We start from the raw sequence: 22,617 nt of genomic DNA, 5'->3' as shown, positions 1-22,617 counted from the left end.
GCCTGGCGCAGATCTCATGTCAGTGCCTCCCAGTAGGCTGTAGACGTGTCAACAGCTCTGTATCGTCGCTATCGCCCCGACACCTTCGACCAGGTGATCGGGCAGGAACACGTGACCGACCCGCTCAAGGCCGCTTTGGCCGGTGGTCGGGTCAACCACGCGTACCTGTTCTCCGGCCCACGCGGCTGCGGCAAAACCACCAGCGCGCGTATCTTGGCACGCTGTCTCAACTGCGCGGAAGGCCCCACGCCCACGCCGTGCGGTGAGTGTGCCAGCTGCCGCGATCTCGCCACTGGCGGTCCGGGATCGCTGGACGTCGTGGAAATCGACGCCGCTTCGAACTCCGGTGTTGACGATGCGCGTGACCTGCGTGAACGCGCTGTCTACGCGCCGGCTCGAGACCGCTACAAGGTGTTCATCCTCGACGAAGCCCACATGGTCACCCCGCAGGGCTTCAACGCGCTGCTCAAACTGGTGGAAGAACCTCCGGAGCACGTCAAATTCATCTTCGCCACGACCGAACCCGAAAAGGTCATCGGCACTATTCGCTCGCGCACGCACCACTACCCGTTCCGCCTGGTGCCGCCGGACACCATGACCTCGTACCTGGATCACCTGTGCCAGCAGGAAGGTGTGCCGGTGGGCAAGGGTGTGCTGCCGCTTGTTGTCCGCGCCGGCGGCGGTTCAGTGCGTGACTCCCTGTCCGTTCTCGATCAGCTGATCGCAGGGTCAGGGCCAGATGGAATCGACTACGGACGGGCCACGGCTCTTCTGGGCTACACGCCTGATTCGCTGTTGGGTGACATCGTCGATGCCTTCTCGGCGGGCGACGGTGCGGCTGTCTATCGCGTGGTCGATCGGGTTATCGAATCCGGGCAGGACCCCCGCCGTTTTGTTGAAGACCTCCTGGAGCGCATTCGCGACCTCCTGGTGATCAGCACCTCCCCGCAGAACGCTCGCGCCTTCCTGCCGCAGGCTCCCGAAGACCTCCTGGAACGGCTCGTCCAGCAGTCACAGACCCTCGGCCCGGCAGAACTGTCCCGCGCCGGCGACCTCCTCAATGCCGGTCTTTCAGAAATGACCGGAGCGACATCACCGCGCCTGCAGCTCGAACTCATCTGCGCGCGCATCCTGCTGCCGGCCATGGACGGCGCGCGCAGCTCCGTGCTGTCCCGTGTCGAACGCATGGAACGACGGGTGGGCATGCAGGCATCCGGAGCCGTTCCGGGTATGCCCCAGGCGACGGCTGGACAAGCCGCTATGCCGGCAGTCGAACAGCCGAGCGCCGAACAAACGGAAGCCGGCAGCCAGCAGGCTGGACAGCAGAGTACGCCTGCTTCGCAGAACGCTGTCCAGCAGGGAAGTCGCTCCGGCCAGCCGACATCCTCGGCTCAGCAGGAGTCGCGTGACTCCTGGGATGATCTCGACGATCTCGCCGATGTCGCTTCGCAAGCTGAAGCGCTCGCCTCCGGACAGTCCGAACCGCAGCAGGAAAGCCAGAAGGAATCGGCTCCACAGGCGGCTCCAGCACAGGAATCCTCACCGGTGCCACAGCGTGACGGCGGCACCCGCAGTGAACAGCGCGGCGAACAGCCGGAACCGCAGGCAGCGGCGGCCGCAGAAGCGCCACAGGGCCAGCAGCAGAACCGCAAGCCGCAGCCCAGTGAGCCGCAGCGAGCAGCTGTTCCGGCCTCGGCGCCGCCGACTGCCGAACAGCCTGCTCAACCGCAGACGGCAGCAAGCCCCGCGGGGCAGGACATCGACGCCATCCGCCGTTCGTGGCAGGCAATTCTCGACGTGGTCGGCCGCAGCGCCAAACTGGCCCGCGCAGTACTGGCGGGCAACGCCGTGCCGCAAGATCTGCAGGACGGCCGACTGCTCCTGGCCTTTAACAACCAAGGTGCGGTCGGTGCGTTCACGCGCGGATCCAATCCGCAGGCCCTCGAAGCCGCCGTCAGCGAAGTCCTCGGACTGACGGTGAAAGTCGACATCGGGCAGGTGGGCGAACACGTCAACCTGCGCATGGACGCACCCGCATCCGGGTACCAATCGCCCTCAACCCACGAAAACCCCAGCGGCCAGCACCACCAGCAGGCGCCTCGGGAAAGCGGGAGCCGCGAAACCCGGCCGCCCAGCCGGCCAACAGAAGCACAGATCCAGGCGGTCGTCGGTCAGCAGGCTATGGACCAGGAAGTCCCCGACCGCGAACAGTACTGGCAGCAAACCTCCGAAGACGACGACCAGGAGGGCGATCAGCCGGCCGTCGATTACGGTGAGCCCGCGCCGGAACCAGAACCTGACCCTGCCCCGGCGGGCAACGAAACGGCAGAACCGGAGCCTGCCCGCGATGGGGCAGCGGAAGCCGACTACTCCTCGGCTGGCAACTGGGAAGCGGAGTCTGAGCCCACTTCGTCAGACAGCTGGGACGCTGAGCCGGAAGACGCCGGCACGTCCTGGGGCGATGGTGCCGTCGAAGCCCCGGCGGTCGTCGTGCCGCCGCCAGCCGACATCGACGACACACCAGAACAGCAGGACAGCCCCGCGGAAGAACGCCAGCCCGCGGAGGAAAGCTCAGCGGCTGACGACTACGACTTCATCGGCGCCTACGCCGACGAAGACATCTTCGCAGGCCCACCCACATCGACAGTGCAGGAACAGGCCCCGCAGCAGCGGGAAAACCCGTACGCCTACGTGGGCAACATGGGCCGGCCCGACAGCGTGGATCAACCGGCTCACGTCGACCCCGCTAACAGCTGGCAGGACACCGGCCAAACCCCAACGGCTGACGGCTGGGGTGAGGCCGCAGAATCCGATTACCCCGACTTCAACGTCGACGAAGACCTCGATGTGTCTGAATCCCCAGAAGTCGGCATTCCCGTCGTCCAGCGCCTGCTGGGCGGAGTCATCCTCGAAGAGATCACCGAATGAGTGTTTACGAAGGCGCACTTGCCGACCTTGTTGAAGAGTTCGGCAAGCTGCCCGGCATTGGCCCCAAATCCGCACAGCGGCTGGCTTTCTACGTCATGCAGTCACCGCGCGAAGACGTTGATTCGCTCATCAGCGCTCTCACAAACGTCAAAACACACGTCCGCTTCTGCGACCAGTGCGGCAACGTGGCAGAAGGCGAACTGTGCTCCATCTGCTCTGATCCGCGCCGCGACAGCAGCCTCATCTGCGTTGTGGAAGAACCCAAAGATGTTGTCGCACTCGAACGGACACGCGAATACCGCGGGCTGTACCACGTTCTCGGCGGCGCAATCGATCCCATGTCCGGCATCGGGCCCGACGACCTGCGGATCCGCGAACTTCTGCCCAGACTGCAGAGCGACGACGTCCAAGAGTGCATTCTCGCCACCGACCCCAACCTCGAAGGCGAAGCAACAGCCACGTACCTCATCCGCCTGCTGTCCTCAATCGGCGTCACCGTCTCAAAATTGGCCTCCGGCCTGCCAGTGGGCGGTGATCTCGAATACGCTGACGAAGTCACATTGGGAAGAGCGTTCCAAGGCCGCACAAAAGTCAGCTGAACGCCGTCCTCTAAACTGATCAGCGGTAAACAGCGCTGCCGGGAGAAAGTGTGTGAAGTGAGCCTAGTCGTCCAGAAATTCGGCGGGTCCTCCGTAGCTGACGCCGACGGCGTCAAGCGCGTTGCCAAACGGATTGTCGAATACCGCAAAGCCGGCCACGACGTCGTAGTCGTCGTATCCGCAATGGGCGATTCGACAGACGACCTCATCGACCTCGCAAAAGAAGTCTCGCCGCTGCCGCCGGCCCGTGAACTCGACATGCTGCTGACCGCGGGAGAGCGCATCTCCATGGCTGTGCTCGCCATGGCAATCGCAAACTTGGGCTACTCCGCGCAGTCGTTCACCGGCTCCCAGGCCGGTGTCATCACCGACGAAGCATTCGGGCGCGCACGCATCATCGACGTCACCCCCGGCCGCATCCAGGAAGCCATCGACAAAGGCAACATTGCGATCGTCGCGGGCTTCCAGGGTGTTTCCCAGAACACCAAGAACATCACCACGCTGGGCCGCGGCGGGTCTGACACCACGGCGGTGGCACTCGCGGCGGCACTGGGCGCTGACGTGTGTGAAATCTTCTCCGACGTTGACGGTGTCTTCACCGCAGACCCGCGAATCGTCCCCACCGCCAGCCAGATCGGCACCATTTCCTACGCCGAAATGCTCGAACTGGCCGCCAGCGGGGCCAAAATCCTCCACCTGCGCGCCGTTGAATACGCACGCCGCTACGGAGTGCCGATTCACGTGCGCTCCAGCTTCAGCCCCCACCCGGGCACCTGGGTGACAGACGAACCCGTACCACCCGAATTCGCAGACGACGTAAAGAAGGAAGCCATGGAACAGGCCATCATCTCCGGTGTTGCGCACGACCGCTCCGAAGCCAAGCTGACCGTGGTCGGCGTCCCGGATATTCCGGGCAAGGCCTCGGAGATCTTCCGGATCGTGGCCAGCGAAGAGATCAACATCGACATGATCGTGCAGAACATCTCGACCACGAAGAACGGCCGGACCGACATTTCCTTCACCCTCCCCATGTCGGACGGGGCCAAGGCTATGAAGGCCCTCGAAGCGCAGCGCGACAACGTCGGCTTTGAAGATCTGCGATATGACGACCAGATCGGCAAGCTCTCCGTGGTCGGCGCCGGCATGCGCTCACACCCCGGTGTGACAGCAACGCTGTTCGAAGCGCTCAAAGACGCCAAGGTCAACATCGAAATGATTTCGACGTCAGAAATCCGCATCAGCGTGGTGACCCGCGCAGACGCCCTCGACGACGCCGTGCGCGCCGCACACACCGCATACGATCTCGACGGATCTGAAAGCGAAGCAATTGTCTACGGAGGTACAGGACGATGAGCCTTAATGTCGGCATTGTCGGGGCTACCGGCCAGGTTGGCGAGGTCATCCGCGACATTCTCGAAACCGAACCCGGCTTCGAAATCGCGAGCGTTCGCTTCTTCGCCTCGGCCCGTTCGGCAGGCACAACTCTGCCGTTCCGCGGCGAGCAGATTGTTGTAGAGGACGCCGCCGAAGCTGACCCCGCGGGACTGGACGTGGCGCTTTTCTCCGCGGGTGGAGCGACTTCGCGGGCACAGGCCGAGCGCTTTGCCGCGGCCGGTGTGACCGTGATTGACAATTCATCGGCGTTCCGCGGTGACGACCAAGTGCCGCTTGTGGTTTCGGAAGTCAATCCGGAAGCCCTCGACTCGATCCCCAAGGGGATTGTTGCCAACCCCAACTGCACGACGATGGCTGCCATGCCGGTCCTCAAACCCCTCCACGACGAGGCGGGGCTTGTGCGCCTGAAGGTCGCCACCTATCAGGCGGTCTCGGGTTCCGGACTGGCCGGTGTCAACGAGCTCTACGGTCAGGCTGAAGATGTTCTTCCCGACTCCAAGCAGCTTGTGCGAGACGGTTCTGCCGCGCGCTTCCCGGAGCCGAAGGTGTACACCGACCCGATTGCGTTCAACGTTCTGCCGATGGCGGGTTCGCTCGTGGATGACGGTTCGGGTGAAACCGACGAAGAGCAGAAGCTGCGCAACGAATCCCGCAAGATTCTGGGTCTGCCCGAACTGCTTGTCGCCGGCACCTGCGTGCGTGTGCCGGTGTTCTCCGGCCACTCGCTGGCAATCCACGTGGAGTTCGAAAACGACATCACACCGCAGCGCGCCGAGGAAATCCTTGCAGAAGCCGCCGGTGTTGAACTGGCGGACATTCCCACACCGCTGAAGGCCGCGGGCCGCAACCCGTCGTTTGTCGGCCGCATCCGAGCTGACCAGTCCGCGCCGGCGGGCAAGGGCCTGGTTCTGTTCGTGTCGAACGACAACCTGCGCAAGGGCGCTGCTCTGAACACGGTTCAGCTGGCAGCTCTGCTGGATCGCTGACGCGCACAGTCGCCTGAGTTCACAGCGGGTGGGTGCGGTTGAAATGGCCGCACCCACCCTGCTTTTGCATGCCCGCGTGCGCATATGTCTATTGGTAGATGTTCGAGTGCGAAACCTACATTGAGGTCATTTGCCTTCTATTCAAAGGAGTTGCACGCTCATGAAGTCTGTGCGCATTGCGGCCATTGCCGCTGCTGCGGGTCTGGTTCTTGCCGGCTGCGGAACTGGTGACGCCGAATCGACGGATTCGGGTGACAAGCTCAAGGTTGTCACCTCGACGAATGTCTACGCCGACCTCGCGTCTCAGGTTGCCGGTGACGCTGCTGACGTCGAGCCGATCATTTCGGATGCATCAAAGGACCCGCACGACTACGAAGCGACGTCGAATGACCAGCTCAAACTGTCGAAAGCCGATGTTGTCATCGTCAACGGCGGCGGCTACGACGCGTTCATGACCACCCTGCTTGAAGCAGCGGACAAAGACCCGAAGGTCGTCAACGGCGTTGAGGTCTCGGAGCTGCCGGGAGCAGAGGAAAACTCCGCGAACGAACCGCACGACCACGACCATGGCGAAGAAGGCCACGGGCACGACCATGACCACGGTGAAGAGGGCCACGACCACGAACACGGTCATGACCGCGGCGCGTTCAACGAGCACATCTGGTACTCCGTCAGCGCTATGAAGAACGTCGTCGACTCAATCGAAGAAACTCTGTCTGAAGAAGATCCGGACAACAAAGCTGCTTACGAAGAGAATGCCGATAAGCTTCAGGGTGAGCTCGACGGTCTCATGAAGAAAGCTGATGAGGTCAAAAAGACCGGTGAAGGCAAGAAGAGCGCGGCAACCGAACCGGTTGCACTGTGGCTGTTCGAAGACCTCGGTCTGGAAACCATCACTCCGCAGAAGTTCCTGTCGGCAGTTGAAGCAGGTTCGGACGCAGCACCCGTGGTTCTCAAGCAGGCCCAGGACCAGGTCAAGAACAAGGAGGTCGCTGTCCTCGGCTTCAATCCGCAGGCAGTGAACGAGCAGGCTGAAACCCTGCGCAAGTCCGCTGACGATGCTGGCGTGCCGGTTGTCGAACTGCCCGAAACCCTCAACGAGGGCGAAACCTACGTCGACTGGATGGGATCGCACATCGACGACGTGGAAAAGGCCCTTAAAGGCTGATCAGACCCAGCCCTCCGAAAGGACGTGTTCCCTCATTTCCAGTCCCGCACTGTCGATCACTGACGGCCAGCTTCGCTTCGGCGAAAGGGTGCTGTGGCATCACCTGTCCATTGACGTTGAGCCCGGAGAATTCATTGCCGTGCTCGGCCCCAATGGCACGGGTAAAACCTCGCTGCTGAAAACCCTGCTGGGGCAGTACCGACTGTATGAGGGGACCGTCGAAGTCAACGGCCACGCGGCTTACCGCGGTGACGCGGATGTGGGCTACGTGCCCCAGCAGCGGGGTGTCGACCGTGACACCCCGCTGCGGGCTCGCGACCTCGTCCGCTTTGGAATCGACGGGCACCGTTTCGGCTTCGGCTTGCCCAACCGCAAAAAGGAGCGGCGGGTTGATGAGCTCCTCGCTCAGGTCGGGGCGACTGATTTCGCCGACAGTCCCGTCGGCATCCTCTCCGGCGGTGAACTGCAGCGTCTGCGGCTGGCCCAGGCACTGGCCAGTAACCCCAAGCTGCTGCTGTGCGATGAGCCGCTGCTGAGTCTCGACATCAACCACCAGCACCTGGTTGCCCGGCTGCTGGATGAAAAACGGCGCGAACGGAACATGGCGATTCTGTTCGTCACCCACGAAATCAACCCAATTCTGAAGTACGTGGACCGGGTTCTGTACATTGCCGGTGGCCATTTCCTGGTGGGCACCCCGGACGAGGTGCTGACCTCCGAGGCTCTCAGCTCACTTTTCGGCACCAAGATCGAGGTGGTGACCGTCGGCGGCCAGCTGGTTGTGGTCGGCACGGAAGCCGACCATCACCACCCCGAGGAGGCTGGACTGTGAACGGTGTGTTCACATTCGAAGACTACGGCGAACTGCTGTCGCTGCTGTCGAATTCGATCATCGCGGCAGCCCTTTTGGGCGTTGTCGGCGGTGTCGTCTCGGTTTTCGTCAAAATGCGCGACATCGCCCTGGCCGTGCACGGCATCGCCGAACTGTCTTTTGCTGGAGCCGCCTTCGCGCTGTTCATCGGCTACGACGTGGTGTACGGCTCGATCATCGGTTCGCTGGTGGTGGCATTCATCATCGGCATCGGCAGCATTCGGTCCTCAGAGGCGAACTCGATGATCGGCGTGCTCATGCCCTTCGGCATCGGCTTGGGAATCCTGTTCCTTGCGCTCTACGACGGGCGCTCAGCCAATAAATTCGGCTTGCTGACCGGACAGATCGTCGCCATCAGTCCCAACCAGACCAAACTGCTCATGGTGTGCGCAGTTGTTGTTCTGGCTGTCATCTTCGTCATCTGGCGACCCCTGCAGTTCGCATCTGTCGATCCTGAGATCGCCAAGGCAAAAGGCGTTCCCACCGGCACTCTCACTGTCGTGTTCATGGTGACGCTCGGCCTGGCGGTTGCACTGTCTGTGCAGGTGGTCGGCGTTCTGCTGGTCATGGCCCTGCTGGTGACCCCGGCGGCGGCCGCCATGCAGCTGTCCTCCCACCCGATTGTCGTGCCGATCCTGTCGGTTGTCTTCGCCGTGACGTCATCGGTCGGCGGGATCCTCATCGCACTCGGATCTCCGGTCGTGCCCATCAGCCCGTTCGTGACGACTATCAGCTTCCTCTTCTACATCATCGCCCGGATGATCGGCGGATACCGCACCAAACACCAGCTCGAGGCGCGCAACCGCCGTCTGGGCGACCTCGACAAGCACCCCCACCTTGCGGAAGGGCGGGACGTCCCCGCGGCCGACTAGACTTCGGCACTATGACACGTTCTGCTGCCCGTCCTCTCCGCCGTGCGGCACTGGGGCTGAGCGCTGCTGCCGCGGCGACCGCCGCCTACGGTGTGCTGGTCGAACCGAACATGTTCGCTGTCCGCCGCGAACGAATCCCGGTGCTGCCGCCGGGCCGTGAACCCGTGCGGATTCTGCACATATCGGACCTTCACCAGACGGCGTGGCAGCGACGCAAGCCGCGTTGGGTGCGCAGTCTGGCAGCCCGTCTGCAGCCGGATTTCGTCCTCAACACCGGCGATAACTACGGCGGTTCGACCAAGTCGATCGTGCTTGACAGCCTTGATGAGCTGTTGGACATCCCAGGCGCATTTGTTCTCGGTTCGAATGACTTCTGGGCGCCGAAGATCAAAAATCCGGCCCGCTATCTTCTGGGCCCGTCGAATGTAGCAAAGGCCCACAGCAATCCGCCGGATCTCGACGCTCGCGGGCTTATTGATGCCTTTGAGCAGCGCGGCTGGACACAGCTGGACAATCGGAGCGCTGTCATCACCATCAAGGGAACGCGGATCGGTCTGTCAGGTTTGGGTGATGCGCACATGAAAGCCGATGCGCCCGAAGCTCCCGCTTTTCCGGACGGTTCAGAAGTGAAGATCGGGGTGACGCACGCTCCGTACTCGCGTGTGCTCGATCGTCTTGCGGGTGCTGGGGCGCAGCTGATTGCGGCCGGTCACACGCACGGCGGGCAGATTCGAGTGCCGTTCTACGGTGCGCCGGCCACCAACTGCGACCGTCCGCGCGACGAAGCCCGCGGTCTGTTCCGCCGAGGCGGGGCGCTTGTCAACGTCACCGCTGGGGTCGGGGTGGCGCCGATGGCGCCGATCCGCTTGTTCTGCAGGCCCGAGGTGTCGGTCCTGGAACTCATCAGCCGCTGACCGGCCCGGCCGGGGCCCTGTATTGAGTGCCCGTGTCAGGGGTCGCCTGTACGATATTGGGCATGGTGTCTTCAGAATCAGCGTCTGCGGCATCGACTTTTACGGCATGGATGCAGTTCATTGCCGTCAGTGTCGTTGCCGGAATCGTCGGTGCAGGTCTTGCGATCCCATCCGTGGGTGTGGCATCCATCGGTGCGAATAACGCTCTCAAGGTGTTCAACGCCCTGCCCGCGCAGCTCGACGAAAGGCCGTTGGCCGAACAGTCGCGCATGCTCGATGCCGACGGCAAGCAGATTGCGAGCTTCTACTGGCTCAACCGCAAAGAAGTTCCGCTGGACAAGATCTCTGAGCCCATGCAGGAAGCCACGGTGGCCATCGAGGACTACCGTTTCTTCGAACACGGCGGTGTCGACTTCCAGGGCATCGGCCGTGCTCTCGTGCACAACCTCGTGTCCTCCTCCAAACAGGGCGGATCGACGCTGACCCAGCAGTACGTGAAGAACGTGCTGGCAGAAAACGCGCACGCGGATGCTGACGAAGAAGGCGTACAGGCGGCCAAAGAAGCTTCCGGTATGGCGGGCTACGCCCGTAAGCTCCGCGAAGCGAAGCTAGCAGTGGCGGTTGAAAAGAAGTACGACAAAAAAGAGATCCTCAACCGCTACATGAACATCAACAACTATTCGGGCTCCCCGAATGTCTACGGTGTCGAAGCGGCTGCGCAGCACTACTGGTCGATTCCGGCTTCCAAACTCAACTACGCTCAGGCCGCAACCCTGGCCGGCATTGTGAAGAACCCAAGCGCATACAACCCCGAACGTTTCCCGGAAAACGCGCTGGATCGTCGCAACGTGGTGCTTGCCCGCATGCACCAGCTGGGCAAAATCTCTGACGAAGAATACGAAAAAGCCAAGAATTCGGGCCTTGACCTCAAGGTGACCAAGATGTCTAACGGCTGCATGGGTGCAGGCGACATGGGCTTCTTCTGCGACTACGTGCAGGCCTATATTGAAAACAACGAGGCCTTCGGCAAGACCAAGGACGAACGGCGCAACCTCCTGCAGCGCGGTGGTCTGACCATCAAGACGACCATCAACCCCAAGCTGCAGAAAGCCGCTTTCAAGGAGGTCAAGAAGCGCGTTCCAATCGGCGATCCTTCGGGTGCAGGCCATTCGATCGTGACGGTCGAACCGGGCACCGGGAAAGTCCTTGCCATGACGCAGAACCGCAACTACTCCGTCACGGAGGGCAAGAAGAACAAAGACACCGCGATCAACTACAACGTGCAGAAGGCCTACAACGGAGCAAACGGCTTCCAGGTGGGCTCAACGTGGAAGCCCTTCGTGTTGGCTGAATGGCTGAAAGAAGGCCACAGCCTCAACGGCTCTGTCGACGCCACAAAGCGCACCTTCTCGGCGGGCTCATGGCGGTATGACGGCTGTGACAGCTACGGCTCCAACTGGTCGCCGAACAACGCCGGTGACTCCCGCGTAACCCAGAAGATGACCGCACTGGCGGCCACGAAGAACTCGGTCAACACCGCCTACGCTGCAATGGCCAACCAGCTCAACATGTGCGGCATCATGAAGACTGCCGAAGCTCTTGGCATCAAGTACGGCAACGGTCAGTCGCTGGAAACCGTCCACGAACAGCTGGGTGTTGTCGAAGCGCTCTTGCCGTCCTCGGTTCTCGGCATTGTGCAGGTTGCACCCATCGACATGGCAAACGCCTATTCTGTGTTTGCCTCCGGCGGCATGCTGTGCCAGCCCACTCCCATCGAGGAGATCACGGACGGCGAGGGCAAGAAAGTCAAAATCCCGGACTCCGACTGCCACCGTGCACTCGATGAAGACGTTGCTCAGAACGTGGCCTACGCACTGTCGCAGACCTTCAACGGCGGTACCACCACGCGGTTGAAGATCGGCGCTCCTGCCGGAGCGAAGACCGGTACCACCAACTTCGAGGTCGGATCCACGTGGCTTGCGGGCTTCACCTCCAATATGTCGACAGCCGTGTGGACCGGCGACCCAAACGGTTCGCGCGACTGGCGCAAGAACGGCAAGGGCGTTGTTCGCGGCCGTGTCTACGGTGCCACCTACTCCGGTGCCACGTGGCAGAGGTACATGAACCAGGCGGTCAAGATCGTCAAGGACAACAAGGGCATCGGCGGCCCTGTTGGAAACAGCGCGAAGAAGCCGAAGAGCGACGAAGATGACGACTGACACGCGCCCGTCGCGTCTATGACGCGCACCGTGCCGGCAGCACCTGCGGCTCGTACAATTGAACCCGTCCACCGAAAGGGGAGAAAATGCAGAAGTGGGAGTACGTCACCGTGCCCCTCATGATCCACAACACCAAACAGATCCTCGATCTGTGGGGTGAGGACGGCTACGAACTCGTCCAGGTAGTGGAAGGTCCCCAGGGCAACGGGGGACTCGTTGCCTACATGAAGCGTCCGAAAGGCTGATATGTCGAAGATCGAAGACCGCCTCAATGAACTCGGCTTCCCGCTGCCGCAGCTCGCAGCGCCCGCCGGCTCCTACCTGCCCGCAGTGAAGTCGGGTGACCTCGTATTCACCTCGGGCCAGCTGCCGTTCCGCGACGGCGAACTTGCCAACCCCGGCCGCCTCGGCGACAACGTGACCGTCGAACAGGCCCAGGAATCCGCCCGCTACTCGGTGCTCAACGCACTCGCCGCAGCCAAGAGCGTCATCGGCGACCTCGACAAGATCGAACGCGTGGTCAAGGTCAACGGTTTCGTGACCAGCACCGATGACTTCAAGCAGCAGCCCGAAGTCATCAACGGCGCATCGGACTTCCTCGCCGACATCTTCGGCGAAGCCGGTCAGCACGCACGCTCGGCACTGGGCACCAACGCCCTGCCCAAGGGCACCTGCGTCGAGATTGAATTCATCTTCCGCGTCCGCGACTGACGCTCAGCCGGCGCAGAAGTCTGCGCCGAGTCTTCAGGCGGGTGGGTCGAACAGGCCCACCCGCCTGATTCGCGCCTCCAGCGAACTGGTGCGCACCATCGAGCTTTTCCGCTCCGCTGACACACAGCCCAACCCCGACTATCCGCGCAGGGCGGTCAGCCTCGTGCTGGTGCGTGACACCGAGAAGGGACTCGAGGTGTTCATCACCCGGCAGGCCGACCAGCGCGGCGTCAGTGACCGCAACAGGTTTTCGTTCCCCTTCAGCGTGGTCCGCCCGGAGGATTCTCGCCAGCTTTCAATGGGCGATTGGACATCAGAGCGCTGCGCCAGGGCTCTGCGCTTGAACCGTTCCGGCCGCGCTGTTGCGTTTTTCTCCGCTGCCGGCCGGCTGGCCCTGCAGAACATGGGCATCACCTTGGCTGAGGGACACGACCTGCGTGTAGTAACCGACATCGAACCGCAGTTCCTCCACACCGCGGGGAAGAAGCTGCGCGATCACCGTGTGTCCTTTCCCGCGGTGCTGCGCAGCCGTGACGTTGAGTTCCGGCCCGACCTCCTCAAACCGTGGATGCGGTGGGTCAACACCTCGTGGCAGCTGCGCCGCTACGACACCGTGTACTTCGTGTGCGTGGTCCCACCCGGCCAGCACGTGGACTTCGTATCAATCAACCAGTCGTGGGGCGGATGGATGACCCCACAGGAAATCCTGGGTGCCGTCGATGTGTGGGAAGAGGGCCAAGGCGCCTCAGCCCAGTTCATCAGCGTGGCAACGCGCCTCGTGCTGGAATCCCTGCGCACTGTCCCAAGCGCGGCCGCAAGTATGCTGAAGATTCGCGATCTCAGGCCCCTGCAGCCGACAGTCCTGCAGCACAAGGGCGACTGGTACATCAGCATTGACAACCAGACCGACCACGCAATTGACGAACTGTCTCAGCTGACAACTGAAAGTGAAGAAGAAGATCCGACAACGCTGTCGGAATCAGAAAGCGAACCACCAGAAGAAGAATGACGACACCAGACCAGCAGGCGGCACCTCGTTTTGTTCGCCGCACAGCAGACAACCCCAGCCCCATGACGCTGGACGGCACGAACTCCTATGTGCTGTTCACGGCCGATGACACAGCCGCCGTCATCATCGACCCCGGCCCTGAACTCGAAGCGCACCTGCAGGAACTGGGCGAGCTCGTGGGGGACCGTGAGCTGCGAGGCATTGTGCTCACCCACCACCACTGGGATCATTCAGACCTGCTGAAGACGGTCGACGGCTGGGCGCCGCAGACACCTGTTTTTGCTGTTGACAGCAGGTTCGCGCGCTTCGTTCCCGCTCTGGTGCACGACGATCTGCACGGAGACGACGCGGTCCTCGAGTTTGGTCCAGCAGAGGACGACCGCATCCAGCTGATCCCAACGCCGGGGCACACGCTCGATTCGATCAGCGTGCTGTTCGGCAGTGTGCTGTTCTCCGGTGACACCGTGTTGGGGCGCGGAACAACCGTCATCATGCACGGTGACGGTTCGGTCGAAAAGTACCTGGATTCGCTCACGCGCCTGCGCAGCATGGTGGACGAGGGGCTTGTCACCGAGATCCAGCCAGCTCACGGGGACGCCATCACGGACCCGGGCGAGGTTCTGGACTACTACATTGCCCACCGCCGCGAGCGGCTGGACGAAGTGCGTGCGGCTCTCAAGGAGCACGAGGCGGAGCTCACCGGGGTCGAAATCTCACCTGAGCACGAACTGACTGAGAAGGTGGGCCGGACCGTGTATGCCACGGCACCGCAGAACATGCGGGAGACCGTCAACACGATTGTGGCCGCCCAGCTGGAATACGTGCAGAAGCATGGCTGAGCTGCCGCGGCTGAGCAGCGCCAGAGGGCACTGAAGGCCCGCCCAGTTTGTCTGGGCGGGCCTTTTCAGCCTTCACCGGCAGAGCCGGCGGCTGGTGGATCAGTGTGCGCGGTTGTGCAGGCGATCCATGTCGAGGATGACGACAGCGCGTGCTTCCAGGCGGATCCAGCCGCGCTGTGCGAAGTCAGCCAGAGCCTTGTTGACGGTTTCACGCGATGCGCCGACAAGCTGGGCGAGTTCTTCCTGTGTGAGGTCGTGCTGCACCAGGCTGCCGTCCGGTGCGGGGCGACCGAAGCGGCGGTTGAGGTCCAGGAGTGCCTTCGCGACACGGCCGGGAACATCGGAGAACACGAGGTCGCCGACGGTTTCGTTGGTGCGGCGCAGACGCTGGGCGAGTGCGCGCAGCAGGTTCATTGCGGCCCGCGGGCGGCCTTCCAGCCAGGCCATGAGGTCTTCGTGCTTGAGGCTGAGCAGTTCGGTCTGGCTGACAGCGGTGACGGTCGAGGAGCGTGGGCCCGGGTCGAAGAGCGCGAGTTCGCCGATGATTTCGCCGGGGCCGACGACCGACAGGAGGCTTTCGCGGCCGTCGTCGGATTCGCGGCCGACCTTGAGCTTGCCGGAGGATACGATGTAGAGCTCGTCGCCGGAGTCTCCTTCGTGGAAGAGGACGGCGGCACGGCGCAGGCTGCGCGGCTTCATGTACTTGACAAGGGCGTTCGTCGATTCGTCATCGAGTCCTGCGAACAGGGTCGCGCTGCGGACTACTTCGATATCCACGTCTGTACCTCCAGGTTGCTGTTCTGCGACGTTGGGACGCGGTTCTTCGGCCCAGTCAACTTCTGCCGCAATGTGATTCAGCTCAATCCTAGCAATGCTCACCGGGTGTGGCACGGGTCCGTGTTCTATGCTGACCAGCAGATAAAGGAGTGTGTGTGGCGCAGAAGAGCATGCTTGAGCGCAGTCAGCGTCGCTTTGCCGAGGAAACTCAGTTGGGCAGGGTCCGCAGGGCGCGCAAGATCGACCGGATGCTGCAGAAGGTGTTTCCCGATGCGCGTGCGGAGCTTGATTTTCGCAATGCGTTTGAACTGCTGATTGCGACGGTCCTGTCTGCGCAGACTACGGATATTCGGGTCAATCAGGTGACCCCGGAGCTCTTTGCAGCTTATCCGGATGCAACGGCGCTTGCGCAGGCTCGCCTGGAAGACGTCGAGGAGATTGTCCGGCCCACGGGCTTCTACCGCTCGAAGGCGAAGAACATCATCGCCTTAGCTCAGCAGCTGGTCGAGGACCACGGGGGCGAGGTGCCTGCCGACCAGGCCGCGTTGGTTCGCCTTCCCGGGGTTGGGGTGAAGACTGCGAACGTGGTGCTCGGCAATGCCTTTTCAACCCCCGGGCTGACGATTGACACTCACGTGGGGCGTTTGGCCAGGCGGCTGGGCTTCACGACCGAAGACAATCCCGACAAGGTGGAGGCTGATCTGCTTCCGCTGTACAAGAAGTCTGATCTGACGATGGTGTCGCACCGGCTGATCTTCTTGGGCCGGCGCATCTGCCACGCGCGCGGGCCCGCCTGCGGTGTGTGCCCGATTGCCCGCCTGTGTCCGAGTTTCGGCACCGGTCCGCTTGATCCTGCCGAGGCCGAGGCGAAGCTCGCCTACGGCCTGCAGGTTCCGGACGGCGGGTGGCAGCTGTGAGCGATGATCGCCTGGTGGAAGCTCTCAGCGGGCTGGCCCAGTCGGATATTTCCGATCACTGGATTCACCATCGCAGGCCGAAACAGGACGATTCTGTGCGCCCGGCGGCTGTCCTCATGCTGTTCGGCCGCGGCACGCAGCCGCGTACCGAAGCGGGTCTGCGCGAACAGGACCGGCTGGGGGATTTCGGCGATGTCGATGTCGTGCTGCTCAAACGGGCCGAAACTCTGCGCAATCATCCCGGCCAGGTGGCGTTCCCGGGTGGGCGCAAAGACCCCGAGGACGCAACCGCGATTGATGCCGCTCTGCGAGAAGCACAGGAAGAGACGGGAGTTGACCCGGGTCGTGTGGACGTCATCGGCACGTGGCCGTCGCTGTGGGTTCCCGTCAGCAGGCACAGTGTGACGCCCGTGATCGCCTCGTGGGACGGTCTGCAGTCGCTGCGGGCCGTGGACCAGGCGGAATCGTCGTCCGTGTACCGGGTCCCGGTGGCCGATCTTGTGGCACCGGACAACCGCGGGGTGTTCGAGGTGCCGAAAACCGGGTGGCATTCGCCGGTTTTCGACGCTGGCGTTCTGCGGTCCTGGGGGTTCACAGCAGGGATTCTCGACAGTGCGTTCGAGGCTCTCGGCTGGTCGCGGGAGTGGGACCGGTCCAATCGTCTGCACATCGACATGTGAACCCACCTGATCCACCTCGGGAGGATGTTTGAGCTCCCCGGGCATGAAGAACCGAAAACGACAAGAGGGGCCAGTCCGTCTGGACTGGCCCCTCTTGTGTTTGGGGTTCAGAGATTCACACGCGCGGACCCGATGGGTTGGTCAGTGCGGTCTTTACCGCCGCGATGACCGACTTGCCGCGGTCAATGGCGCGAGTCGGCGTGGGGTTGCCCTTCTTGAGCAGCGGTACCGCAATTGCGATGAGAATCGAGGCGATCACCACGTAGATGCCGAACACGATGAGCGTGCTTGCCCACCAGCCCCATCCGGCGAAGTCGTGGAAGATCGCGACGAAGAACGCGGTGAGGACGAACAGGGACATGATGAGGATGCCCAGGCCGACGACCGTCAGACCGATGGCGGTGCCGAGCTTGACGGAACCCTCTTTGATCTCCTGCTTGGCCAGTGCGGCTTCTTCTTCTGCCAGAGCCTTCGTGTCGGCAGAAATGTCCCGCACGATTTGCGCAATGGAACGATCAGACATGGGGCGTTGTCCTCCTAGAAATGCAGGCCTTTGTCACGATACTAGTGGGAACTGTTCATCAGCACCAACGATAGGTGGGGATGAGATGACCCTCACAGGCGCCTCGGGAGGGGCAGAGGAGTCCCCGCCCGCCCCGAAGCACTCGTGCATGAGCCCTGCTCAGGAGTTGTGCGCCCGATCAACGGCCGCCTGGATGCTCGTCATGACGGAAGCGTCGGCCAGCGTCGAGGAGTCCCCGCCGTCTTTGCGCTCGGCGAGGTTTTTCAGCAGTCGGCGGACAATCTTGCCCGAACGGGTCTTGGGAAGGTCATCAACAAAGTAGATGCGCTTGGGCTTGGCAATCGGCCCGATTTCGCGTCCGACGTGCTGCCGCAGCTGTTCTTCTGCCCCTTCGTCGTCAGCAAAATCACCGCGGGTGATGACAAAGGCCATGACGGCTTGGCCGGAAGTCGGGTCGTCCGCTCCGACGACAGCAGCTTCGGCAACAGCGTCGTGCGACACCAGAGCCGATTCGATTTCCGCGGTCGACAGGCGGTGGCCGGATACATTCATGACGTCGTCGACGCGGCCGAGGAACCAAATGTCGCCATCGTCATCGAAGCGCGCGCCATCACCGGCGAAGTACATGTTCTCGAACCGCGACCAGTACGTGTCCTTGTAGCGCTGGTCATCGCCGTAGACACCGCGCAGCATCGACGGCCACGGTTCTGTGATGACGAGGTAGCCGGCCTGGTTCTTCCCGATGTGCTCACCTTTGTCGTCGACGACATCGACGCTGATTCCCGGCAGCGGGCGCTGTGCCGATCCGGGCTTGGTCGAGACAACACCGGGCAGGGGCGCGATCATGTTCGCACCGTTTTCGGTCTGCCACCACGTGTCGACGATCGGGCAATTCTCACCGCCGATCACCCGGTGGTACCACATCCAGGCCTCCGGGTTGATGGGTTCGCCCACCGAGCCCAGCAGGCGCAGCGACGAAAGATCGTACTTCGCCGGGATTTCCTCGCCCCATTTCATGAACGTGCGGATGGCGGTGGGGGCGGCGTACAGCTGGGTGACACCGTGCTTTTCGACGATCTCCCACCAGCGGCCCTGGTGCGGAGAGTCCGGGGTGCCCTCGTAGATGACCTCTGTCATGCCCATGGCCAGTGGGCCGTAGGCGATGTAGGTGTGCCCTGTGATCCAGCCGACGTCCGCGGTGCACCAGAAGACATCGGTTTCCGGTTTGGCATCGAACACGTATTTCATGGTGTACGCCGCCTGGGTCAGGTAGCCGCCGGAGGTGTGGAGGATGCCCTTCGGCTTTCCGGTGGTTCCCGAGGTGTAGAGGATGAACAGCGGCTGTTCGGCTGGGAAGAACTCGGGGGAGTGTTCGGTGGACTGGCGGTCGACGACATCGTGGAAGTACTGGTCGCGGCCTTCGACCATGTGGGCGTCTTTGCCGGTTCGCTGTGCGACGAGCACGTGACGGACAGGGGTGTCACCGTGGGCCAGGGCTTCGTCGACCGTGGCCTTGAGGTCGCTTGGCTTGCCGCGGCGGTAACCGCCGTCGGCTGTGATGACGACTTCTGCTTGAGCGTCCATGATGCGCGAGTGCAGGGCATCGGGGCTGAAACCGCCGAACACCACTGAGTGCGCGGCACCCAGACGGGCGCACGCGAGCATCGAGATGACTGCCTCGGGGATCATCGGCATGTAGAGGGCTACGCGGTCACCGCGGCTGACTCCCAGTTCTGTCAGGGCGTTGGCCGTCTGGTTGACGCGGCGTGAAAGCTCCGCGTACGTGATGTCCTGGGTGTCTCCGGGTTCGCCCACGAAGTGCAGGGCCACGCGGTCGCCGTTGCCGGCTTCCACGTGCCGGTCCACACAGTTGTAGGCCACATTGAGTTCGCCGTCCTGAAACCATTTGGCAAAAGGAGGGTTGGTCCAGTCGAGGACTTCCGTGAATTCTTTGTGCCACGAAATGAGTTCTCGGGCCTGGTCAGCCCAGAAGCCCAGGCGATCGGCTTCTGCGCGCCGGTAGAGGTCTTCGGTTCCGTTGGCCTGGTCTGCAAATGCCTGCGGGGGAGCGAAGGTGCGGTCTTCTTGCAAAAGGCTCTGTGTGTTCTCGTCTGCCAAAACATCCTCGTTTCGTCGGTGAGTCCCGACCCCGTGAGCTTCTTTGCGCACGCGGCGGCTGTGATCTTCACACTAACGCCGGCAGCACTCGGTGCAAAAGGGGTGAATGTATTCGCGGCGCGATCTGCAGAGGCAGATTGTGTCTTGTTCAGTTCACGTTCATGCCGCCGTGTGAAAACATAGCCGTTGTGCACTGACGGGGCCCGCCCGGTTTGCAGGCTCGCCCTCCAACCGCGAACTAAGGAGTCATTGAGCATGAGCAGTCCATACGGCAATCAGCCGCACTATTCCGGCGGTGATTCGCAGCCCGGCCCCTACAACAGCCCGCAGGATCCTCAGGCCGCGCAGCAGGCTTTCAGCCAGGGACAGCCGTACGGGGCGAGCCCGGCTGCAAGCCAGCAGGCCTTCAGCCAGGGACAGCCATACGCCGCGAGCCAGCCGGCGTTCAGCCAGAACCCGCCCGCCGGTGCAGCGCCCGGAGCAGCGAACGCATCCGCCCCCGGGGCAGCCAGCGGTCCTGCCGCCGGTGGCGCCGGAGGGTTCGGACAGCCTCAAGCACCCAAGCAGCCTTCCGCGTTTGGGCTTCGCGAAATCCTTCTGGCCGTCGGCGCATTTCTGGTTTTCGTCTCCATGTTCCTGCCTCAGTACAAGTGGGGGACGGACTCGTTCTACTCGGACAGCTATGAATGGCTCTGGTCGTTCAGCCTGAACGGCTCGGGTGTTCTGATGCTCGGAGTTCTGCCGGTCCTCGCTGCCGGTCTCATCGGCGTTCTCAACAAGACTGTCCGTTCGTTCCCGCAGCACATCGGATCATTCAGCCCGGATCAGTTCGTCACGGCCCTGGCTGTGTCCGGTGCGGCAGTGCAGTTCGTGCGGTTCATCCACCTGTTTGCCTTTTCCACTCCGTCGTGGGGTGCGTTCATTGGTCTGCTTGGCGCCGGACTGGCGGCGTTCGTCACCGCATTCACCATGATTCCGGCACTCGGAGCTTCTGAATTCGACGCCCGCGAATCCGTTCCCGCGCACCCCAAGGCCCGCCCCGTGCGTCGCGCCCCGGCGCAGGCTCCCGCTGTGCAGCCAGGTTTCGGTCAGCCCGGACCTGTACCGGGTGCCCCTGCTCAGAACGGTCAGGTTCAGGGCGGACCGGCACAGCCCGGTTTTGCCCAGCAGAGCCAAGAGTGGCCCGGCTCCGGCCAGCACGTGCAGGCACAGAGCGGACCGGCACACCCTGGTTTCGCTCAGCCCGCACCCGCTGAATCTGCGCCCGCTCAGCAGGAGCCGAACCAGAGCGACGCCGCGCGTGGCTCGCACGCCGGTACAGGACACATCGGTGCGTATTCGCAGCCGTCAGCCAGCAGTGCGCAGTCGCAGTCGGCAGACGCTGCACAAGCGCTGGCCCCCACGGGCGAAAACTCGCAGGCAGAAACCGCGAAGCCCGCGGCTGCTGCGGCATCGGAGACAGCAGATCCCGTTGCGCCCGCTGCATCGGAAACAGCAGAGCCTGCTGCACCGGCTGCCGATGTCGCCGCAGCGTCGGCCGCTCCGGCAGACTTCACGCCCGTTCCTGAAGACCCGGTCTCGCCTTCTGCTGAGGAAACTTCCCCCTCGGAGGCTGCGGGTCTTTCCACCACCGCCGACTCCACCGGAAGCGAAGCGGAGAAGTACTACGGCCGCGAATCCGATCTGACCGCTTCGGAAGACGGCGCTCGCCGGCGGGACACGACCGAGCTCAGCGGCACCTCGGCAGACGAGGGCAGGCAGGAGCAGCCCCAGCCGGAACGGGAAGAGCCCGTTCAGGAAGAGACTCAGCTGTTCCAGGCGTTCCCCGCGTCTCAGTCCGAGCAAGCCCAGCCGGAACAGGAAGAACCGGCCCAGCAGGAACCGGTGCAGGAAGAGACCCAGCTGCTCGAGCAGTCTCAGCGCCCCCAACCGCAGCAGACCCCGTTCTGGTTTGCGGTTCCGGAACCGCGCGTGGCCGTTGACCCAGCCGGCAACCCGGCGTTCCAGCTGGAGCCCGGAAAGTGGATTCTGGCGATGGCGGACAACGGCGATTCGTTCACGGTGCAGAGCGAAGACGGTCGGATCGGCGAACTGCGCAACGTCCATGGAGTTGAGCGCGGCTGATGACGGATCTTTCACAGGCCCTGCGCGCATTGGCGCAGGTCCCGGCGGTCGAAGAGGCCGTCGAGCGGGTCCGCACCGCCTGCACGCAGCTGCGCTGGCACAACGCGCTGCGCAAGCGGATGGCGGAATGCCGCGCCGAAGCGACAGTGCGGGCTGCGCGCACCTCGGCCGCGTTGGAGGGCGCTCGCTACCCGCTGAACTATGTGCGCGAGGTCATCGGCGCTGGGCGTGAAGTCACCGACGACATGTCGGGTGTGCAGCTGACCGCCGCGGTGCGGGTGGCTGCCGTCGCCGACGAACTGTCACAGACCCCGGACGCTCTGCGCTCTGGTTTTATGGGTCACCTGGCCAGGCTGAGCCTGGCGGCCGGGGCGGGCCTGGCTGACGACGATCAGCTGGGCAGGCCGCGCCGCGCCGGCGAAGAGCCCGGTGACATGGGCGGACTCCCCGCAGCCCCGAGCCCTGACGAAGTCCAGCAGCGCCTGGCCGACCTCGAAGCGCTGCTGCAGGACGAAAGCCTGCCCGGCTTCGTGGTTGCGTGCATTCTGCACGGAGAGATCCTCGCGATGCGCCCGTTTGTGATCGGCAACGGACTCATTGCCCGCGCCCTGTTCCGCATCCACATGGTGTCCTCAGGCGTTGATGTGACGGGTGTTGGAGTGCCGGAAGCGGCGCTGCTGTCCGATGCCGCAGGCTATGGCGAAGCCGGCGCCGCCTACACGAGCGGTCGGGACGTGATCGGCTGGATCACTATGAACGCAGAGGCTGTGGAAAAGGGCGTCGGCGAAGGTGTGCAGATCTGCCAGAGCGTGCAGGCCGGCCGCATTCCGCGTACCTGAGTTCGCGGCAGCTGTCGGCGGCCGTGCCGCCGCATGACAAAGGCCGAGGTGGAACTCCTGGGGAGCTCCACCTCGGCCTTTTCTGTGACTGGTGTGCTGCCGGCTGTGGATAGGGGAGCGTTTGTCCA

19 protein-coding genes and 1 pseudogene are annotated in these 22,617 nt (G+C 63.1%); 17 read left to right on the top strand and 3 right to left on the bottom strand.

The features are described 5' to 3' along the window. Positions 1-45 precede the first annotated feature (45 nt). The 13 genes and pseudogenes from HMPREF3172_RS09355 (at position 46) to HMPREF3172_RS09300 (ending at position 14,511) form a co-directional block, all read left to right on the top strand. Positions 46-2,928 (top strand): DNA polymerase III subunit gamma and tau, encoded by a 2,883-nt coding sequence (locus HMPREF3172_RS09355; protein WP_070517018.1) that lies wholly within the window; start codon positions 46-48, stop codon positions 2,926-2,928. Beyond that, positions 2,925-3,527, top strand: a complete 603-nt coding sequence (gene recR, locus HMPREF3172_RS09350) for a recombination mediator RecR (protein ID WP_070424007.1) — start codon at positions 2,925-2,927, stop codon at positions 3,525-3,527. The genes HMPREF3172_RS09355 and recR overlap by 4 nt, the downstream gene beginning before the upstream one ends. 57 nt (positions 3,528-3,584) lie before the next feature. Continuing rightward, positions 3,585-4,880, top strand: a complete 1,296-nt coding sequence (locus tag HMPREF3172_RS09345) for an aspartate kinase (RefSeq protein ID WP_070517016.1) — start codon at positions 3,585-3,587, stop codon at positions 4,878-4,880. Beyond that, complete coding sequence (locus HMPREF3172_RS09340; protein WP_070517014.1) at positions 4,877-5,908, top strand: aspartate-semialdehyde dehydrogenase; 1,032 nt, start codon at positions 4,877-4,879, stop codon at positions 5,906-5,908. The genes HMPREF3172_RS09345 and HMPREF3172_RS09340 overlap by 4 nt, the downstream gene beginning before the upstream one ends. 160 nt (positions 5,909-6,068) lie before the next feature. Beyond that, the gene (locus HMPREF3172_RS09335) at positions 6,069-7,076 is read left to right on the top strand and encodes a metal ABC transporter solute-binding protein, Zn/Mn family (RefSeq protein ID WP_070517012.1); all 1,008 of its coding nucleotides are present in this window, start codon (positions 6,069-6,071) and stop codon (positions 7,074-7,076) included. Continuing rightward, positions 6,967-7,620, top strand: a pseudogene (locus HMPREF3172_RS10800) (metal ABC transporter ATP-binding protein); the annotation flags it as partial. The gene HMPREF3172_RS09335 and the pseudogene HMPREF3172_RS10800, both read left to right, overlap by 110 nt. 284 nt (positions 7,621-7,904) lie before the next feature. Continuing rightward, on the top strand, positions 7,905-8,819 hold the full coding sequence (locus tag HMPREF3172_RS09325; protein WP_070517011.1) for a metal ABC transporter permease: 915 nt from the start codon (positions 7,905-7,907) through the stop codon (positions 8,817-8,819). An 11-nt stretch (positions 8,820-8,830) separates the two neighbouring features. Continuing rightward, positions 8,831-9,733 (top strand): metallophosphoesterase, encoded by a 903-nt coding sequence (locus tag HMPREF3172_RS09320; RefSeq protein ID WP_062020133.1) that lies wholly within the window; start codon positions 8,831-8,833, stop codon positions 9,731-9,733. A gap of 62 nt (positions 9,734-9,795) precedes the next feature. Next, positions 9,796-11,952, top strand: coding sequence for a transglycosylase domain-containing protein (locus HMPREF3172_RS09315; RefSeq protein ID WP_256173389.1), 2,157 nt, complete (start codon positions 9,796-9,798; stop codon positions 11,950-11,952). A gap of 86 nt (positions 11,953-12,038) precedes the next feature. Further along, positions 12,039-12,197, top strand: coding sequence for a Sp36 family protein (locus tag HMPREF3172_RS10550; protein WP_019174463.1), 159 nt, complete (start codon positions 12,039-12,041; stop codon positions 12,195-12,197). A 1-nt stretch (position 12,198) separates the two neighbouring features. Next, entirely contained in the window at positions 12,199-12,663 is a 465-nt protein-coding gene (locus HMPREF3172_RS09310) for a RidA family protein (RefSeq protein ID WP_019174464.1), read from the top strand. Further along, complete coding sequence (locus HMPREF3172_RS09305; protein WP_141738881.1) at positions 12,635-13,672, top strand: NUDIX hydrolase; 1,038 nt, start codon at positions 12,635-12,637, stop codon at positions 13,670-13,672. Before HMPREF3172_RS09310 ends, HMPREF3172_RS09305 begins: the two co-directional genes overlap by 29 nt. Continuing rightward, a complete protein-coding gene (locus HMPREF3172_RS09300; protein WP_070517007.1) occupies positions 13,669-14,511 on the top strand; it encodes an MBL fold metallo-hydrolase in 843 nt (280 codons plus the stop codon). The genes HMPREF3172_RS09305 and HMPREF3172_RS09300 overlap by 4 nt, the downstream gene beginning before the upstream one ends. Before the next feature lie 99 nt (positions 14,512-14,610). Here HMPREF3172_RS09300 and HMPREF3172_RS09295 read toward each other — a convergent pair whose 3' ends face one another. Further along, positions 14,611-15,288: a Crp/Fnr family transcriptional regulator gene (locus HMPREF3172_RS09295; protein ID WP_026022688.1), complete on the bottom strand. Its 678-nt coding sequence runs from the start codon at positions 15,286-15,288 to the stop codon at positions 14,611-14,613. A 170-nt stretch (positions 15,289-15,458) separates the two neighbouring features. On the opposite strand from HMPREF3172_RS09295, the gene nth reads away from it, so the two are divergent. Beyond that, positions 15,459-16,205, top strand: coding sequence for an endonuclease III (gene nth, locus HMPREF3172_RS09290; protein WP_062020215.1), 747 nt, complete (start codon positions 15,459-15,461; stop codon positions 16,203-16,205). Beyond that, positions 16,202-16,885, top strand: a complete 684-nt coding sequence (locus tag HMPREF3172_RS09285; protein WP_231863255.1) for an NUDIX hydrolase — start codon at positions 16,202-16,204, stop codon at positions 16,883-16,885. Before nth ends, HMPREF3172_RS09285 begins: the two co-directional genes overlap by 4 nt. A gap of 115 nt (positions 16,886-17,000) precedes the next feature. On the opposite strand, the gene HMPREF3172_RS09280 is transcribed toward HMPREF3172_RS09285, so the two are convergent. Together HMPREF3172_RS09280 and acs are read right to left on the bottom strand one after the other, a co-directional pair. Next, complete coding sequence (locus HMPREF3172_RS09280) at positions 17,001-17,408, bottom strand: phage holin family protein (RefSeq protein WP_070517005.1); 408 nt, start codon at positions 17,406-17,408, stop codon at positions 17,001-17,003. Positions 17,409-17,567: 159 nt separating this feature from the next. Continuing rightward, entirely contained in the window at positions 17,568-19,526 is a 1,959-nt protein-coding gene (gene acs / locus HMPREF3172_RS09275; protein ID WP_070517002.1) for an acetate--CoA ligase, read from the bottom strand. A 255-nt stretch (positions 19,527-19,781) separates the two neighbouring features. Here acs and HMPREF3172_RS09270 point away from each other — a divergent pair, with 255 nt between their 5' ends. Next, positions 19,782-21,650: a hypothetical protein gene (locus HMPREF3172_RS09270; RefSeq protein WP_070517000.1), complete on the top strand. Its 1,869-nt coding sequence runs from the start codon at positions 19,782-19,784 to the stop codon at positions 21,648-21,650. Beyond that, the gene (locus tag HMPREF3172_RS09265; RefSeq protein ID WP_070516998.1) at positions 21,650-22,489 is read left to right on the top strand and encodes a Fic family protein; all 840 of its coding nucleotides are present in this window, start codon (positions 21,650-21,652) and stop codon (positions 22,487-22,489) included. Before HMPREF3172_RS09270 ends, HMPREF3172_RS09265 begins: the two co-directional genes overlap by 1 nt. Positions 22,490-22,617: the final 128 nt, after the last annotated feature.

The sequence above is a fragment of the Brevibacterium sp. HMSC08F02 genome, from assembly GCF_001807555.1.
Lineage (GTDB): Bacteria > Actinomycetota > Actinomycetes > Actinomycetales > Brevibacteriaceae > Brevibacterium > Brevibacterium ravenspurgense.
The sequence above is the reverse complement of the archived record's forward strand: the minus strand, read 5'-3'. Positions and strand labels throughout refer to the sequence as shown.